Source organism: Plastoroseomonas arctica (assembly GCF_018128965.1).
GTDB classification, from domain to species: domain Bacteria; phylum Pseudomonadota; class Alphaproteobacteria; order Acetobacterales; family Acetobacteraceae; genus Plastoroseomonas; species Plastoroseomonas arctica.
On record NZ_JAAEDH010000040.1, the window covers coordinates 1 to 13356 of the forward strand.

At 70.1% G+C, this 13356-nt stretch carries 17 protein-coding genes; 12 read left to right on the forward strand and 5 right to left on the reverse strand.

Features of this window, described 5'->3' with window-relative positions; translation table 11 throughout:
- Positions 1–174 precede the first annotated feature (174 nt).
- Positions 175–456 carry an RNA-binding S4 domain-containing protein gene (locus GXW79_RS20850; protein ID WP_211876386.1) on the forward strand — a complete coding sequence of 94 codons (282 nt, stop codon included), beginning with the start codon at positions 175–177 and terminating at the stop codon, positions 454–456.
- A 100-nt stretch (positions 457–556) separates the two neighbouring features.
- On the forward strand, positions 557–889 hold the full coding sequence (gene fdxA, locus GXW79_RS20855; protein WP_211876387.1) for a ferredoxin FdxA: 333 nt from the start codon (positions 557–559) through the stop codon (positions 887–889).
- A gap of 80 nt (positions 890–969) precedes the next feature.
- Here fdxA and GXW79_RS20860 read toward each other — a convergent pair whose 3' ends face one another.
- Positions 970–1770, reverse strand: a complete 801-nt coding sequence (locus GXW79_RS20860; RefSeq protein WP_211876388.1) for a hypothetical protein — start codon at positions 1768–1770, stop codon at positions 970–972.
- Between the two features lie 49 nt (positions 1771–1819).
- Here GXW79_RS20860 and GXW79_RS20865 point away from each other — a divergent pair, with 49 nt between their 5' ends.
- The 3 genes from GXW79_RS20865 (at position 1820) to GXW79_RS20875 (ending at position 3107) form a co-directional block, all read left to right on the forward strand.
- Positions 1820–2308, forward strand: coding sequence for a CarD family transcriptional regulator (locus tag GXW79_RS20865; RefSeq protein WP_211876389.1), 489 nt, complete (start codon positions 1820–1822; stop codon positions 2306–2308).
- A 74-nt stretch (positions 2309–2382) separates the two neighbouring features.
- Entirely contained in the window at positions 2383–2823 is a 441-nt protein-coding gene (locus GXW79_RS20870; protein ID WP_211876390.1) for a Rap1a/Tai family immunity protein, read from the forward strand.
- On the forward strand, positions 2820–3107 hold the full coding sequence (locus GXW79_RS20875) for a YMGG-like glycine zipper-containing protein (protein ID WP_211876391.1): 288 nt from the start codon (positions 2820–2822) through the stop codon (positions 3105–3107). The genes GXW79_RS20870 and GXW79_RS20875 overlap by 4 nt, the downstream gene beginning before the upstream one ends.
- Before the next feature lie 98 nt (positions 3108–3205).
- On the opposite strand, the gene GXW79_RS20880 is transcribed toward GXW79_RS20875, so the two are convergent.
- The 3 genes from GXW79_RS20880 to GXW79_RS20890 form a co-directional block, all read right to left on the reverse strand.
- Positions 3206–3997: a Bax inhibitor-1/YccA family protein gene (locus tag GXW79_RS20880; protein ID WP_211876392.1), complete on the reverse strand. Its 792-nt coding sequence runs from the start codon at positions 3995–3997 to the stop codon at positions 3206–3208.
- Between the two features lie 155 nt (positions 3998–4152).
- A complete protein-coding gene (locus GXW79_RS20885) occupies positions 4153–6642 on the reverse strand; it encodes an ABC transporter permease (RefSeq protein WP_211876393.1) in 2490 nt (829 codons plus the stop codon).
- Positions 6639–7346, reverse strand: coding sequence for an ABC transporter ATP-binding protein (locus GXW79_RS20890; protein WP_408901566.1), 708 nt, complete (start codon positions 7344–7346; stop codon positions 6639–6641). The genes GXW79_RS20885 and GXW79_RS20890 overlap by 4 nt, the downstream gene beginning before the upstream one ends.
- Before the next feature lie 76 nt (positions 7347–7422).
- Between GXW79_RS20890 and GXW79_RS20895 the strand changes: the two genes are divergently transcribed.
- From GXW79_RS20895 to GXW79_RS20925, 7 genes are all read left to right on the forward strand, one after another.
- A complete protein-coding gene (locus GXW79_RS20895) occupies positions 7423–8025 on the forward strand; it encodes an arylesterase (RefSeq protein WP_367614983.1) in 603 nt (200 codons plus the stop codon).
- Between the two features lie 29 nt (positions 8026–8054).
- Entirely contained in the window at positions 8055–8648 is a 594-nt protein-coding gene (gene thpR / locus GXW79_RS20900) for an RNA 2',3'-cyclic phosphodiesterase (RefSeq protein ID WP_211876395.1), read from the forward strand.
- 129 nt (positions 8649–8777) lie between these two features.
- A complete protein-coding gene (locus GXW79_RS20905; RefSeq protein ID WP_211876396.1) occupies positions 8778–9479 on the forward strand; it encodes a 50S ribosomal protein L25/general stress protein Ctc in 702 nt (233 codons plus the stop codon).
- A 148-nt stretch (positions 9480–9627) separates the two neighbouring features.
- Complete coding sequence (pth, locus tag GXW79_RS20910; protein ID WP_211876397.1) at positions 9628–10203, forward strand: aminoacyl-tRNA hydrolase; 576 nt, start codon at positions 9628–9630, stop codon at positions 10201–10203.
- A complete protein-coding gene (locus tag GXW79_RS20915) occupies positions 10200–10640 on the forward strand; it encodes a hypothetical protein (RefSeq protein ID WP_211876398.1) in 441 nt (146 codons plus the stop codon). The genes pth and GXW79_RS20915 overlap by 4 nt, the downstream gene beginning before the upstream one ends.
- Position 10641: 1 nt before the next feature.
- A complete protein-coding gene (gene ychF / locus GXW79_RS20920) occupies positions 10642–11736 on the forward strand; it encodes a redox-regulated ATPase YchF (protein ID WP_211876399.1) in 1095 nt (364 codons plus the stop codon).
- Between the two features lie 81 nt (positions 11737–11817).
- A complete protein-coding gene (locus GXW79_RS20925) occupies positions 11818–12174 on the forward strand; it encodes a YciI family protein (protein WP_211876400.1) in 357 nt (118 codons plus the stop codon).
- 69 nt (positions 12175–12243) lie between these two features.
- On the opposite strand, the gene GXW79_RS20930 is transcribed toward GXW79_RS20925, so the two are convergent.
- Positions 12244–13356: RNA polymerase sigma factor (locus GXW79_RS20930; protein WP_211876401.1), on the reverse strand; the 1113-nt coding region annotated here is incomplete at its 5' end.

Consider the following 13356-nt stretch of genomic DNA (forward strand, 5'->3'; position numbering starts at 1 on the left):
GGACCGCGGCCCCCGCCCCCCGCGTGACGACCGAGCCGGCCCACGCCGCCCGCGCGACGATCGCGGCCCGCGACCCGAGCAGACCTTCGTCCTCAGCGCGGGTGCAAAGGATGAGAGCCCCTTCGCGGTGCTCGCCCGGTTGAAGCTGCAGAAGGAGTAGGACCCCAGGCTTCGATGGACGCGCAGCGCCTCGACCTCTGGCTCTGGTGCGCGCGGCTCCATCGCAGCCGCGCCGATTGCGCCCGCTTCGTCGAGGCCGGCGGCGTGCGCATCAACCGCCAGCCGACGGACAAGGCGCATGCCCGCGTCCGCCCCGGCGACGTGCTGACGCTGGCGGTCGGCGATGGCGAGCGCGGCCGCATCCGCATCTGGCGCATCCTCGCCGTGGCGGCGCGCCGCGGACCCGCCGCCGAGGCGCAGACCCTATATGAGGAGCTCGGCGCCGAGCAGCCATGACGGAGCAAGCCTTGCCTACCGCGGCGCAGCAGGCCATCTAGCGCAGGCGCGTCCCACCCCAGCCGCCAACCGTTTCCGCCGTCTCGAGGAGCATGCGTCCGTGACCTACGTCGTCACCGAGAACTGCATCAAGTGCAAATACATGGATTGCGTGGAGGTGTGTCCGGTGGACTGCTTCTACGTCGGCGAGAACATGCTGGTCATCCATCCCGACGAGTGCATCGACTGCGGCGTGTGCGAGCCCGAATGCCCCGCCGAGGCGATCCTGCCCGACAGCGACGACAAGGCGACGCCCTGGGTCGAACTCAATCGCGACTTCGCCGCGAGCTGGCCGAACATCACGCGCAAGGGGGAACCGCCCGCCGATGCGGATGATTGGAAGGACAAGCCGGACAAGCGCGCCCTGTTGAGCCCGGAGCCCGGCAAGCCCTGAGCCTTGGCGCCGCGCACCCCGGTGCCACCCGGGGTGACGAACGGCAATTTTCGTGGTATATTTCAATTATATGGAGATGATCAGGACATTCCGGCGCCAGGCTGCGGGGCTTGGCGGCCGGCCAGCGGGAGACGATTCGCAATGAAGGCTGGCAGCGCCGCGAAGGCCGCCAAACCCGCCGCGAAGCGGCCGGCATCGTCCAAGCCCGCCAAGGGCAAGGCGGACGAGGCCGAGCGCCGCGCCAAAGCCAAGGCGAAAGCCGTCGTCGCGCCGCGCAAATCCGCGACCAAGCCCGCGCCCGCGAAGGCGAAGCCCGCCAAGGCGAAGGTCGCAGCGAAGCCGGCGGCGAAGAAGGCGAAGCCGGCGGTCGCTAAGGCCAAGGCGAGCAAGGCTCCAGCGGTGAAGGCCAAGGCCAAGGTTGCCCCGAAGCCCGCGGCAAAGCCGAAATCGGCACCTGCCAAGGCGAAATCCGCCAAAATAGCTGCCGCCAAGGCGAAGCCCGCAGCGGCGAAGGCGAAGCCCAGCGCGCCTCCGCCAAGGACAAAGCCCCCCGCCCGCCCGGCGCCCGCGCCGCGCGCCCAGGGGCTCAAGACCGCCGGCTCGGCGGTCGCCGCCAGCAAGCCGTCGCCCGCCAAGGCGAGCCCCCCTCCGGCCTCGGCCAAGCCGGCGGCGGCGCCGCCAGCACGACCCGAGGCCACGCAACCCGCGCCCGCCCCGAACGCTTCACCGCCTGTTCCGGCAGCCCCGCCAGCGCCCATCGCCGCGCCGCAGGCCGCCTCGCCGCCTAAGGAGACCATGACCGCCAGTACGCCCCCTGACCGCCCGCCGCCGCCTTCCATCCCGAACCAGCGCTCCGGCGGCATGCCGGGGCGTCCGAACAATATCGGCGGTCCTCCCGGCCATATCACCGCGACCCGGATCCCTTCCCGCATGTCGGAAACCTTCAAAGCCGGCGACCACGTCGTCTACCCCACCCATGGCGTCGGCCAGGTGCAGGGGATCGAGTCCGTCGAGGTGGCGGGCTTCGCCCTGAAGGTCATCGTGGTGACCTTCGAGGAGAACCGCATGACGCTGCGGGTGCCGGAGAACAAGGCGTCCTCCTCGGGCCTACGCAAGCTGGCCACCGCGGACAATCTCAAGGAAGCGCTCGACACGCTGAAGGGCCGCGCGCGCATCAAGCGCACCATGTGGTCCCGCCGGGCGCAGGAATACGAGGCCAAGATCAACTCGGGCGACCTGGTGCAGGTGGCCGAGGTCGTGCGCGACCTCTATCGCAACGCTGGCCAGCCGGACCAGTCCTTCTCCGAACGCCAGATCTACGAGCAGGCGCTGGACCGTCTCGCCTCCGAAGTCGGCGCGATCGAGAAGACCGACAAGATCGCCACGCTGGAGCGGCTGCAGATCCATCTGAAAAGCTGAAATTCCGGACATCTGTGCGGCAACTTAGCTGCCGCCATCACGTTTCCCTGAAGGTTTTCAGGGAGACATCCATCATGCGACTCGTCCTAGCCACTGCCTTGGCCGCGCTGATCGCGGCTCCGGCCATGGCACAGCCACGCGGTGCGCAGCCCGAAGGCACCGACCTCATCGACCATGTGCGCACCGTGTCCGACCTGGCACGCGTGTGCGATCCGCCCTGGGGCGGGGTGCCGCGGCTCGAGGCCATCGCCTATTGCCAGGGCTTCCTGACCGGCGCCGGCCAGTACCATGCGCTGCTCTACCCGACGGGTGGCCGTGGCCGGCCGCTCTACTGCGTACCGACCCCGGGGCCGACCATCGCCGAGGCCGGCGTGGCCTTCGCCGCCTGGGCGCGCACCAACGCGAACCGCTCCACCGAACCCGCGCTCGACGGCGTGCTGCGCTGGGCGCAGGCGACCTATCCCTGCGGAACGCCCGCACGAACCCCCGCCCAAGGTCGTGGAGGCCGCTCATGAAGATCCGTGTGATGCGGCTTGCCCTGCCGCTGGTCGCCGCCCTTGGCCTGTCGGCCTGCGCCGGCCTCAATGATACGCAGCAACGTACGGCGACCGGCGCCCTCGGCGGCGGTGTGGTCGGTGGCGTGATCGGTTCGTTCAGCGGCAATGCCGGGCTCGGCGCGCTGCTGGGTGCCGGCGTGGGCGGCGCGGGCGGCTACCTCTACGACCAGTCGCAGCAGTCGCGTGGCTATGATCGTGGTGGGCGTGGCTATGACCGGGGCTACGACCGCCGGCGCTACTGACGGCATGGGTGCGGCGGGATGACCGCCGCGCCCTTCCGCTGGACATGAAAAAACCCCCGGGGATCGCTCCCCGGGGGTTTTCCATGTCGTCAAATCCTTCAGTCGCTGCTGCGCTGACCCATGAGCGAGAGCAGGAACTGGAAGATGTTGATGAAGTTCAGGTACAGGCCCAGCGCGTCGAGCACGCTGCGCTTGCCGGCTTCATCGGGACCCGCCGCATAGGCGAACTCGACGTAGTCGCCCTTGATCCGCTGCAGGTCATAGGCAGTGAGCGCGGTGAACACGACCACGCCGATGACGCTGATGGCGAACTGGAGCGCCGGCGACTGCAGGAAGATGTTGACCAGACCGGCGATCATGATGCCGATCATGCCCATGATCATGATCGACCCCATCTTCGACAGGTCCGCCTTGGTCGTGTAGCCGTAGAGGCTGGCGGCCGCGAACATGCTCGCGCTGATGAAGAACGTCGATGCGATCGACGTGCCTGTGTAGCGCAGGAAGATGTTGCTCAGGCTCGCGCCCATCGCGGCGGCGAAGGCCCAGAAGACCAACTGCGTGGTCGTCTTGGACATCCGGTTGATGCCGAAGCTCAGGGCCAGGACGAAAGCGAGCGGCGAGAGCATCGCGACCCAGCCGAGGATGGTCGGCGAGACGGTGCGCACGCCCGAGGCGGTGCGGCCGACCTGCCAGAACAGGGCCTGGATCTCAGGCACGCTGGCGACGCCATAGGCGACGATGCCGGTCAGCAGGAGGCCGGAGGCCATCCAGTTGAACACGCGCAGCATGTAGGCGCGCAGCCCGGCATCGATGGCGACCGCGTCGGTGGTGGCGGTACGGCCCCAGGCGGAGCCGCCCGCCGGATAGCGATTGTCGGGTTGAAAAGCCATGGAACGAAGGACTCCTCCCAAAGGGCGGAAAACGGGGATGATTCCCCGGACCCGCGGAATATGGAGATAAGGTAATGCGGGATCAACCCGTTTCTGCGGTGCCGTCACGATTTGTAAAGCGCGTGGCCTCGCCGCCGATGGCCAGTCCTGTGCCGCTACTCGTTGCGCAGGTGCTGTGCCGGCCGCACTCTCAGCGCGAGCGCGGTGCCGGCATAGCCGAAGGCGAGCGTGAGCAGCGTGCACAGCAGGATGGTCAGCGCCAAGGTGCCGGGCAGGAAGGCCCAGTCGCCACCCATGACGAAGCGGACCACGCCCCAAGCCGCCGCGGTGCCCGCCGCCGCCGCGACCAGCCCGGCCGTCGCGCCGAGCAGGCCGAACTCCACCAGGAAGGCGTTGCGGATCTGGGCGCGGCTGGCGCCGATGGTCTTCAGGATCACCGCATCGCGGATGCGGCGTCGCTGACCGGCCGCGACCGCCCCGGCCAGCACCAGCGCGCCGGCCGCCAGGGTGACGCCCGCCGTGCCCGACAGCGCCGCGCCGAGCTTGCCCAGCAGCGTCACCACCGCCTGCAGTGCATCGCGCACCCGGATGCCGGAGATGTTGGGGAAGGCGTCGGTCAGCGCGCGGAGAATGGCCGATTCCTGGGCCTCGGGCGCGCGCAGCGTTGCGATATGCGTGTGGGGCGCGGCTTCGAGCAGCCCCGGCGAGGCGACGAAGACGAAGTTGATGCCCAAGGCGCGCCACTGGATGTCGCGCAGGTTCGCGATGCGGAAGACGATGTCGCGCCCGAGCACGTTCAGCGTGACCGTGTCGCCGACCCCGACACCCCAGCCGCGCGCGAGGTTCACGTCGAAGGAGACCAGCGGCTCGCCAGCGTAGTCGGCCGGCCACCAGGTGCCGGCGGCCAGGCGCGTGCCCTCGGGCGGCGTCGCGGCATAGGTGAGGCCGCGATCGCCGCGCAGCGCCCAGGCGGTGTCCTCAGAGGTGCGGACCTGGTCCACCGGCACGCCGTTCACCGCTGAGACGCGGGCCCTGAGCGAGGGCACGCGGCGGAGGTCGGAGGCGCCAGGCAGCGTCGCCGTCAGCGCGTCGAAGGCGGTGGCCTGGTCGGACTGAATGTCGATGAAGTAAAAACTCGGCGCGGCGGCGGGCATCTGCTCGCCGATCTGGCGGCGCAGATTGCCCTCGATCAGCGCGATGGCCGAGAGCGTGGTCAGCCCGATGCCGAGCGAGACCAACATCAGCGGCGTGGCGGCACCGGGGCGATGCAGGTTGGCGAGGCCCAGGCGCCAGGCCGGGCGGCCGCGCGGGCGGAGCCGGGCGGCGAACGCCATGAGCGCCGCCGCACCCAGGCGGAACAGCAGCAGGGTGAACAGGGCGGCGCCGACGAAGCCCATCGCGAACAGCCGGTTTTCCGCCGTGGCGATGATCAGGATCGCGAGCGCGCCGCCGGCCGCCGCCACCGCGGCGATCAGGGCCGCGCGCGGGCGGGCTGCACTGGGCTGCACCACGTCGCGGAACAGGGCGGCACCGGGGATCTCCGGCGCCCTGCCGAGCGGCCAGAGTGCGAAGGCAAGCGCGGTGAGGATGCCGTAGAGCGCGGCCATCCCCAGCGGCGCGAGGTACAGGCCCGGTCGCGGCGGGATCGGCAGGGTATCGCCCAGGAACGAGGCGCCGATCCAGGTCAGCGCAAAGCCAATGACCAGCCCCAGGGTGATGCCCGCGATGGCGAGTGCCATCACCTGGATCAGGTAGGTCGCGAAGATCGTCCCCGCCGGGGCGCCGAGGCAGCGCAGGGTGGCAATTGTCCGTGCCCTCTGGTCGAGCCAAGCGCGAACCCCGGTCGCCACGCCGATGCCACCCACCAGCAGCGCGGTGAGCGAGGCGAGGGTGAGGAAGAAGGCCGCGCGGTCGAGGAAGCGGTTCACACCCGGTGCCGCGTCCCCGGCGGCGCGGATGCGCCAGCCCTGGTCGGGAAAGGCGGCGCGCAGGTCGCCCAGGAAGCGGCCGCGATCGACAGCCTCGGGCAGGCGGATGCGGGTGTCGTAGGCGAGCAGCGAACCGGGTTGGATCAGGCGCGTGGCGTCCAGGTCGGCCGCGTTGATCATCGCGCGCGGTCCGAGCACGGCGGGCGAGGCGACCTTGTCCGGCTCCACGGCAACGATGCCGGCATAGCGCAGCCGCGACTCGCCGATGCGGATGATGTCGCCGGGTGTAACTGCGAGGCGCTCGGCGATCACCCGGTCCAGCGCGATGGTCCCCGGCGCAAGCGGCGCGGGCGGGTCCAGCACCAGCTCCCCGTACAAGGGATAGCGCCCGTCGATGGCCTTGAGCTCGACCAGGCTGCGCTCGCCCGAGGGGGCCACCGCCATGGCGCGCATCTGCACCACGTCGGACAGCGTCGCCCCGCGCGTGGTGAGCCAGGTTCGCGCATCGTCGGGCAGCGCGCGCTGGGTGATGTGGATCTCGGCATCGCCGCCAAGGATGCGGGCGCCGTCGGCGAACATCGCCGCATCGGTCGCTGCCCGCAGCGTGCCGACGGCGGCAATGGCGGCGACGCCGAGTGCCAGACAGGCCAGCACGATGCGCAGCCCCTTGATGCCACCGCGCAACTCGCGGCGGGCCAGGCGCAAGGCCATCATCATGCGACGATCAGCCCGTCTTCGATGCGGATCTGGCGGTCGCAGCGCTCGGCCAGGGCGGGGTCATGGGTGATGAGCACCAGCGTGGTGCCGCGGTCGCGCAGCGCGAAGAGCAGGTCCATCACGGTGGCCCCGGTCGCGCGGTCGAGGTTGCCGGTGGGCTCGTCGGCCAGGATCAGGCTGGGCGAGGCCGCCATGGCGCGGGCCAGCGCCACGCGCTGCTGCTCGCCGCCCGAGAGCTGGCCCGGATAATGGTCCAGCCGGTGGCCGAGGCCCACATGGCGCAGGCTCTCGGCGGCGCGGTCGAAGGCATCCGCGCGGCCGGCGAATTCCAGCGGCACCGCCACGTTCTCGAGCGCGGTCATCGTGGGGATGAGGTGGAAGGCCTGGAAGACGATCCCCACATTGTCCCTGCGGAAGCGGGCCAGCGCATCCTCGTCCATGGTGGCGAGCGCTTGGCCGGCGACAGTCAGCGTGCCGCCGGTGGCCCGCTCCAGCCCCGCGAGCAACATGAGGAGCGACGTCTTGCCGGACCCCGAAGGCCCCACGATGCCCACCGCCTCCCCCTTTGCGACATCGAGCGACACCCCGCGCAGGATCGGCAACCGTCCATTGGTGGCGGGCACGCTGAAGGCGAGTTCGCGCGCGGTGATCAGCGCGGTGCTCGCGCGCATCGGGGAGATGGCGTCGGGGAGGGCGGTGTCCATGCGGCGGATCGATCCTGAACTTCCGTCCAGATATGGGTCGTGGCATGCGTGGCGCCACCTTGCCCTGGGTTTCGGAGTGTTGCTTGCGCTGTCCGGGGCAGCGCGCGCCGAGCCCGTGCGCCTGCTGATGCTGGGCGATTCCATCACCGCCGGCTACGGCCTGCCCAATGGCGTGGCCCTGCCCGCGCGGCTGGAGGCGGCGCTGCGCGCGCGTGGGCGGGATGTGCGGGTGATCGATGCCGGCGTCTCCGGCGACACCACCGCCGGCGGGCGCGCGCGGCTGGCCTGGGCGCTGGCGGAGCGGCCAGATGCGGTGATCGTCGCGCTCGGCGGCAATGACGGGCTGCGCGGGTTGGATCCCCGCGCGACCGCCGCCAATGTGGCCGCGATCCTGGATGCGCTGGCGGCGCAGCGGCTGCCGGTGCTGCTGGCGGGGATGCTCGCCCCACCCAATCTCGGAGCCGAATACGGCCGGGATTTCGCGGCTGCCTTCGCCGGCGCCGCCGCCAGCCGGCCACAGGTGGTGTTCTACCCCTTCCTGCTCGAAGGGGTCGCCGGCGAGGCCGCGCTGAACCAGCCCGATCGTATTCACCCAAATGAACGTGGCGTGGAGGAGGTGGTTCGTCGCATGCTTCCTTCCGTCGATTCGCTGCTCGATCGCGCGCGGCCCCCTGCCTAAGGCCAAGCGGATTTGCGGAGGCCCGTGCGATGCGTCTGTTCGTAGCCTTGGGTCTGCCGGAAGCGGTGTCTTCGCAATTGGCGGGGCTGATCGGCGGCATCCCCGGCGCGCGCTGGGTGCCCCCCGAAAACTACCACCTCACCCTGCGCTTCATCGGCGAGGTCGAGCCCTGGCGCGCCGAGGAGGTGGACGAGGCACTCGCGGTCATCCGCGCCAAGCCCTTCGACCTGACGCTGACCGGCCTCGGGCTGTTCGAGAAGGCGGGGCGGATCAACGCGCTCTGGGTCGGGATCGAGCGCTGCGAAGGGCTCCTCCGCCTCCAGTCCAAGGTCGAGACCGCGCTGCAGCGCGTGGGGCTGGACCCCGAGCGGCGGCGCTTCGCCCCGCACATCACCCTTGCGCGCACCGAACGCGCCGCGCCCGACAAGCTGATCAGCTTCGTCCAGGCGCATAACCTGTTCCGCGCGCCGGTGATGCGCATCGAGGAGTTTTGTCTGTACTCCTCCAAGCTCGGCAAGGAACAAGCGGTCTATGTGCCGGAGGTGGCCTATCCGCTGGCACCGGCCGGGTTGGTGCCCGCCGTCTGGGATGGCCGCGTGGACCCGGCCCCGCTCCCCGGCTGACCGGATCGCTGTTGCGCGGCAAGCGCGCTTCGCCTATGGACCCGCTCTGCGCCGGCACCCCTGGAGGCCGGCGCTTGCCGTTTCCGGCATTCGGCGACGGTCAACAATTTTCACGATAGGAGTTTTGGCATGGTCCAGACGATCCGGATCGAAGCCGAGGCGCGCGAGCAGGCAGGTAAGGGGGCAGCCCGCGCAACCCGGCGTCAGGGGCTCGTCCCCGCTGTCATCTACGGCGCGAAGCTGGAAGCGACGCTCGTCGCCCTCGACCCGCGCGACGTGATGAAGGAACTGCACAAGGGCGGCTGGCAGTCGCATTTGTACGAAGTCGCCGTCAAAGGCGGCGGCACCGAGCGCACCCTGATGCGCGACGTGCAGTTCCACCCCGTCACCGACCGCCCCATCCATGTGGACTTCCAGCGCATTGCGCCGGGTGCCCGCATCCGCGTGAAGGTCGCGGTGGCGTTCCTCAACGAAGAAACCGCACCGGGCATCAAGGAAGGCGGCGTGCTGAACGTCGTCCGCCGCGAGCTCGAAGTTCTGGCCGACCCCGACGCCGTGCCGGAGCGCTTCGAGATCGACCTGGGCGAGGCCGCCATCGGCGACAGCCTGCGCTGGTCCTCGGTGGTGAACAAGTTCGGCACCCGCCCGGTGATCGGCGACCGCGACTTCGTGGTCTGCACCATCGCTGCGCCGACCATCGACGAGGAAGTGACGCCCGTCGTGGTCGCGGCACCCGAGCCGGTGAAGGGCAAGGGCGGCAAGGCCGCGGCCAAGCCGGCGGCGGCAGCTCCTGCGGCGGCGGCTGCCAAGGCGCCGGCGAAGAAAAAGTAAGCAAGGCTGGGGAAAAGAATTTCCCCAGACCCCATTCTTTTATTTTTGGTTTTTTGGTGCTGGCTGCGCAGCCAGTACCGATGGATAAAAATGAAAAATTGGGGGTCTGGGGGAAGTTTTTTCTCCCCAGGCTTTCTTGGGAGCTCCCATGCTGCTTTGGGTAGGCCTCGGCAATCCGGGTGCGGAGCACGCGAAGCAGCGCCACAACATCGGCTTCATGGCGCTCGATGCGATCGCGCGCCGGCACAATTTCTCGCCCTGGCGCAAGCGATTCAAGGGTGAGATCGCCGAGGGCAGCGTCGGCGGCGTGAAGGTGCTCGCGCTCAAGCCGCTGACCTACATGAACGGATCGGGCGAGGCGGTGCAGCCGGCGGCTTCGTTCCACAAGATCGAGTCCGGCGACATCTGGGCCTTCCATGACGAGCTGGATCTCGCGCCGGGGAAGGTGCGGGTGAAGAAGGGCGGCGGGGCGGCCGGGCACAACGGGCTGCGCGACATGCAGCGCGCGCTCGGCACGCCGGAGTTCTGGCGGGTGCGGCTGGGCATCGGGCACCCGGGCATGCGCGAGAAGGTTCACGGGCATGTGCTGGGCAATTTCGCCAAGGTGGATGACTGGGTCGAGCCGCTGATGGATGCGGTGGCGGACGCCGCGCCGATGCTGGCCGCGGGCCGTGCCGAAGACTTCATGACGCGCGTCGCGCTGCTGACGCAGGAGAGCAAATGATGGAAGACGAGATGGAATTCGGCGGCCCTGGGCCGGAGAGCCTGGCCCTCGGCGCGGCCGCGCTGGCGGCGGGCCTGGTGCGCGAGGCCGGGGCTCTGGCGGGAGCCGCGGCGGCACTGCGCAATGCGCTGGTCCCGCTCCCGGGCGGCGAGCCTGGCGATGTGCGGCGGGTGAAGGGTGGCATGAGTGCGGTGGGCGACGCGGCGGCGCGGGCGACGCTGGCGCTGGAGGCGGCCGAGGCGATGGCGTTGGCGGATGACGCGGCCCGCGTCGCGCGCATCCGCGATGCGGCCAAGCGGATGGGGCTGAGTGCGGCAGTGATCGCGCCGATGCTGCGCGCGGCGGCGCTGAGTTTCGTGAGCGACGACGCCTCGGCGCGCGTGGCCGCGGAGGGCATGGCGACGGCGATCGCGGCCGCGCTCGAAGGGGGTGCCTGAGATGGGGTTCAATTGCGGGATCGTGGGGCTGCCGAATGTGGGCAAGTCCACGCTGTTCAATGCGCTGACGCAGACGGCCGCGGCCCAGGCGGCGAATTATCCCTTCTGCACCATCGAGCCGAATGTCGGGCGCGTGGCGGTGCCGGACCCGCGGCTGGATATGCTGACCAAGATCGGCAAGAGCCAGAAGACGGTGCCGACGTCGCTGGAATTCGTGGACATCGCGGGGCTGGTGCGCGGCGCGTCCAAGGGTGAGGGTCTGGGGAACCAGTTCCTCGCGAATATCCGTGAGGTGGATGCCATCGTGCATGTGCTGCGCTGCTTCGAGGATGGCGACATCACCCATGTCGAGGGCAGCGTGGACCCGATCCGCGACGCGGAGACGGTGGAGACGGAGCTGATGCTTGCCGACCTCGAGGGGTTGGAGAAGCGGGCGTACAACCTGTCCAAGCGCGCCAAGGGCGGGGACAAGGAATCGATCGCGCAGATGGCGCTGATCGAGCCGATGCTGGCGGCGTTGCAGGCAGGCAAGCCCGCGAGCACGGCGGTGCCCAAGGGCGAAGAAGTCGCGGCGTCGAAGCTGCAGCTGATGACGACGAAGCCGGTGCTCTACGTGTGCAACGTGGGCGAGAGCGAGGCGGCCACCGGCAACGCCCATTCCGCGCGTGTCTTCGCGCGGGCGGAGGCGGAGGGTGCGCGCGCGGTGATCGTGAGTGCCGCGATCGAGGCCGAGATCAGCCAGATGGCCGGGGAGGATCGCACTGCCTTCCTGGCCGATCTGGGGCTGGAGGATAGCGGGTTGGACCGCATCATACGCGCCGGCTACGGGCTGCTCGGGCTGATCACCTACTTTACGTGCGGGCCGAAGGAGGCGCGCGCCTGGACGATCATCAAGGGCACCAAGGCGCCCGGCGCGGCAGGGGTGATCCATGGCGATTTCGAGCGCGGCTTCATCGCGGCGGAGACGATTTCCTATGAGGATTACGTGGCCTATCGCGGCGAGCAGGGCGCCAAGGAGGCCGGGCGGATGAAGGTCGAGGGCAAGGAATACGTGGTGAAGGACGGCGACGTGATGCTGTTCCGGTTCAACGTCTGATTGGCTGTCGAAATCGCGGGACGTGATCCGTCATTGTCTTGGGTGCGGCATGTCGCCGTACCGTGACGAGGATGATGGGCCATGCAGGTTGCTTTGATCTTTCATGAGTCGGCTGAGGATCTTTCGGCGCGTTCGGACCCCGCCCGCGCCGGCGCCTATTGGGGCGCGTGGAAGGCCTATGTCGGCGCGCTGACGGAGGCTGGCGTGGTGCGCGGCGGCAATGCGCTGCTGGGACCGGAGACGGGTGCCGTGCTGCGTCACCGCGGCGGCGCCGACCAGGTTCTGGACGGCCCCTATGCCGAGACGAAGGAACAGCTGGGCGGGTTCCTCGCGATCGAGGTCGCGGACATGCCGGCGGCCCTCGCCTGGGCCGCCCGCTGCCCATGCGCCGCGACGGGCGCCGTCGAAGTCCGCCCGATTCTGCCAATGCAGAGCTGAGTTTCTGGCCAGGTGCCAATTGCTAAAAACAAAAGAATGGAGGTCTGGGGGAAATTCATTTCCCCCAGTTCACTGCAGAAGGAAGGCGCGTACGGCCGGATCCCCGCTCAGCCCGGCCGCGCGCATCCGCGCGCTTCGGGCGAGGGCATCGTCGCCGGCTCGTGTCGCTAGGGCGGCCAGTGCCGCCCAGTAGGGCTGGTACTCATTCAGCCGCGCATCTTCAATGCCCTTGAGCGTTGCAAGGGCCGTTCGTGGACCCGCGGTCTCGGCCAGCGCCACGGCTCGGTTGATGGCGATGACGGGCGAGCCGGTCGCGGCCAGCAGCGCGTCGTAGATGCCGACGATGCCCGTCCAGTCCGTGGGATGCCCGTGGCGGCGCGCCGCGTGGGCGGAGGCGATGGCGGCCTCCCACTGGTACCGCCCGGGGTCGTTGAGGGCGAAGGCGCGGCGGAGGAGCGTCTCCGCTTCATCCTGCAAGGCCGCATTCCAGCGCGCGGGGTCCTGTTCGGCGAGGGGCACGTAGGCGCCGGTGGCGTCGCGCCCGGCGGGCCGGCGTGCCTCGAGGTGGAGCAGCAGCGCGGCCAACCCGTTCGCCTCTGCGGCGTCCGGGGCGAGCGCCGCGGTGAGGCGCGCGAGCCAGGCGGCCTCACCGGCCAGCGCCCCGCCATCCTCTGGGTTTTGCGCGCCGGCGGCGTAGCCGGCGTAGATGGCGGCCAGCGTTTCGGGCAGGCGATGCGCCAGGGTTTCCGGCCCGGGCAGGGTGAAGCGCGCGCCGCTCTCCTTCAGCCGGCGCTTCGCGCGGACCAGGCGCTGGGACATGGTCGCGGGTGGGACCAGGAAGGCGGAGGCGATGCGCGCGGCGTCGAGACCGAGCACCGCCTGCAGCATCAGCGGCGCGCGGGCGGCGGGCTCCACCGCCGGGTCGGCGCAGGCGAGCAGCAGGGCGAGGCGGTGGTCGGGGATATCGCCGGGCGCATCGGGCGGGATCGACGCGAGATGTTCGAGGTCCGGTTCGGCGGCGGTGGCGGTCGCGCGGCGGCGCGCGGCATCAGTGAGGCGTCGGCGGGCGGTGGTGAGCAGCCAGGCTTCCGGGTTCTGCGGCGTGCCGGTGGCGGGCCAGGTGGCGAGCGCGGCGGCGAAGGCATCGGCGAGCGCGTCCTCGGCGGCGGCGAGGTCGCGGCC

Excerpts from the sequence above, each read along its gene's own strand:
- GXW79_RS20870 (WP_211876390.1), top strand. The coding sequence starts at position 2,383 with ATGCGACTCGTCCTAGCCACTGCCTTGGCCGCGCTGATCGCGGCTCCG.
- GXW79_RS20885 (WP_211876393.1), bottom strand. The coding sequence starts at position 6,642 with ATGATGATGGCCTTGCGCCTGGCCCGCCGCGAGTTGCGCGGTGGCATC.
- GXW79_RS20925 (WP_211876400.1), top strand. The coding sequence starts at position 11,818 with ATGCAGGTTGCTTTGATCTTTCATGAGTCGGCTGAGGATCTTTCGGCG.
- GXW79_RS20865 (WP_211876389.1), top strand. The coding sequence starts at position 1,820 with ATGTCGGAAACCTTCAAAGCCGGCGACCACGTCGTCTACCCCACCCAT.
- GXW79_RS20905 (WP_211876396.1), top strand. The coding sequence starts at position 8,778 with ATGGTCCAGACGATCCGGATCGAAGCCGAGGCGCGCGAGCAGGCAGGT.
- GXW79_RS20875 (WP_211876391.1), top strand. The coding sequence starts at position 2,820 with ATGAAGATCCGTGTGATGCGGCTTGCCCTGCCGCTGGTCGCCGCCCTT.
- pth (WP_211876397.1), top strand. The coding sequence starts at position 9,628 with ATGCTGCTTTGGGTAGGCCTCGGCAATCCGGGTGCGGAGCACGCGAAG.
- GXW79_RS20890 (WP_408901566.1), bottom strand. The coding sequence starts at position 7,346 with ATGGACACCGCCCTCCCCGACGCCATCTCCCCGATGCGCGCGAGCACC.
- GXW79_RS20880 (WP_211876392.1), bottom strand. The coding sequence starts at position 3,997 with ATGGCTTTTCAACCCGACAATCGCTATCCGGCGGGCGGCTCCGCCTGG.
- GXW79_RS20850 (WP_211876386.1), top strand. The coding sequence starts at position 175 with ATGGACGCGCAGCGCCTCGACCTCTGGCTCTGGTGCGCGCGGCTCCAT.
- GXW79_RS20915 (WP_211876398.1), top strand. The coding sequence starts at position 10,200 with ATGATGGAAGACGAGATGGAATTCGGCGGCCCTGGGCCGGAGAGCCTG.
- thpR (WP_211876395.1), top strand. The coding sequence starts at position 8,055 with ATGCGTCTGTTCGTAGCCTTGGGTCTGCCGGAAGCGGTGTCTTCGCAA.
- ychF (WP_211876399.1), top strand. The coding sequence starts at position 10,642 with ATGGGGTTCAATTGCGGGATCGTGGGGCTGCCGAATGTGGGCAAGTCC.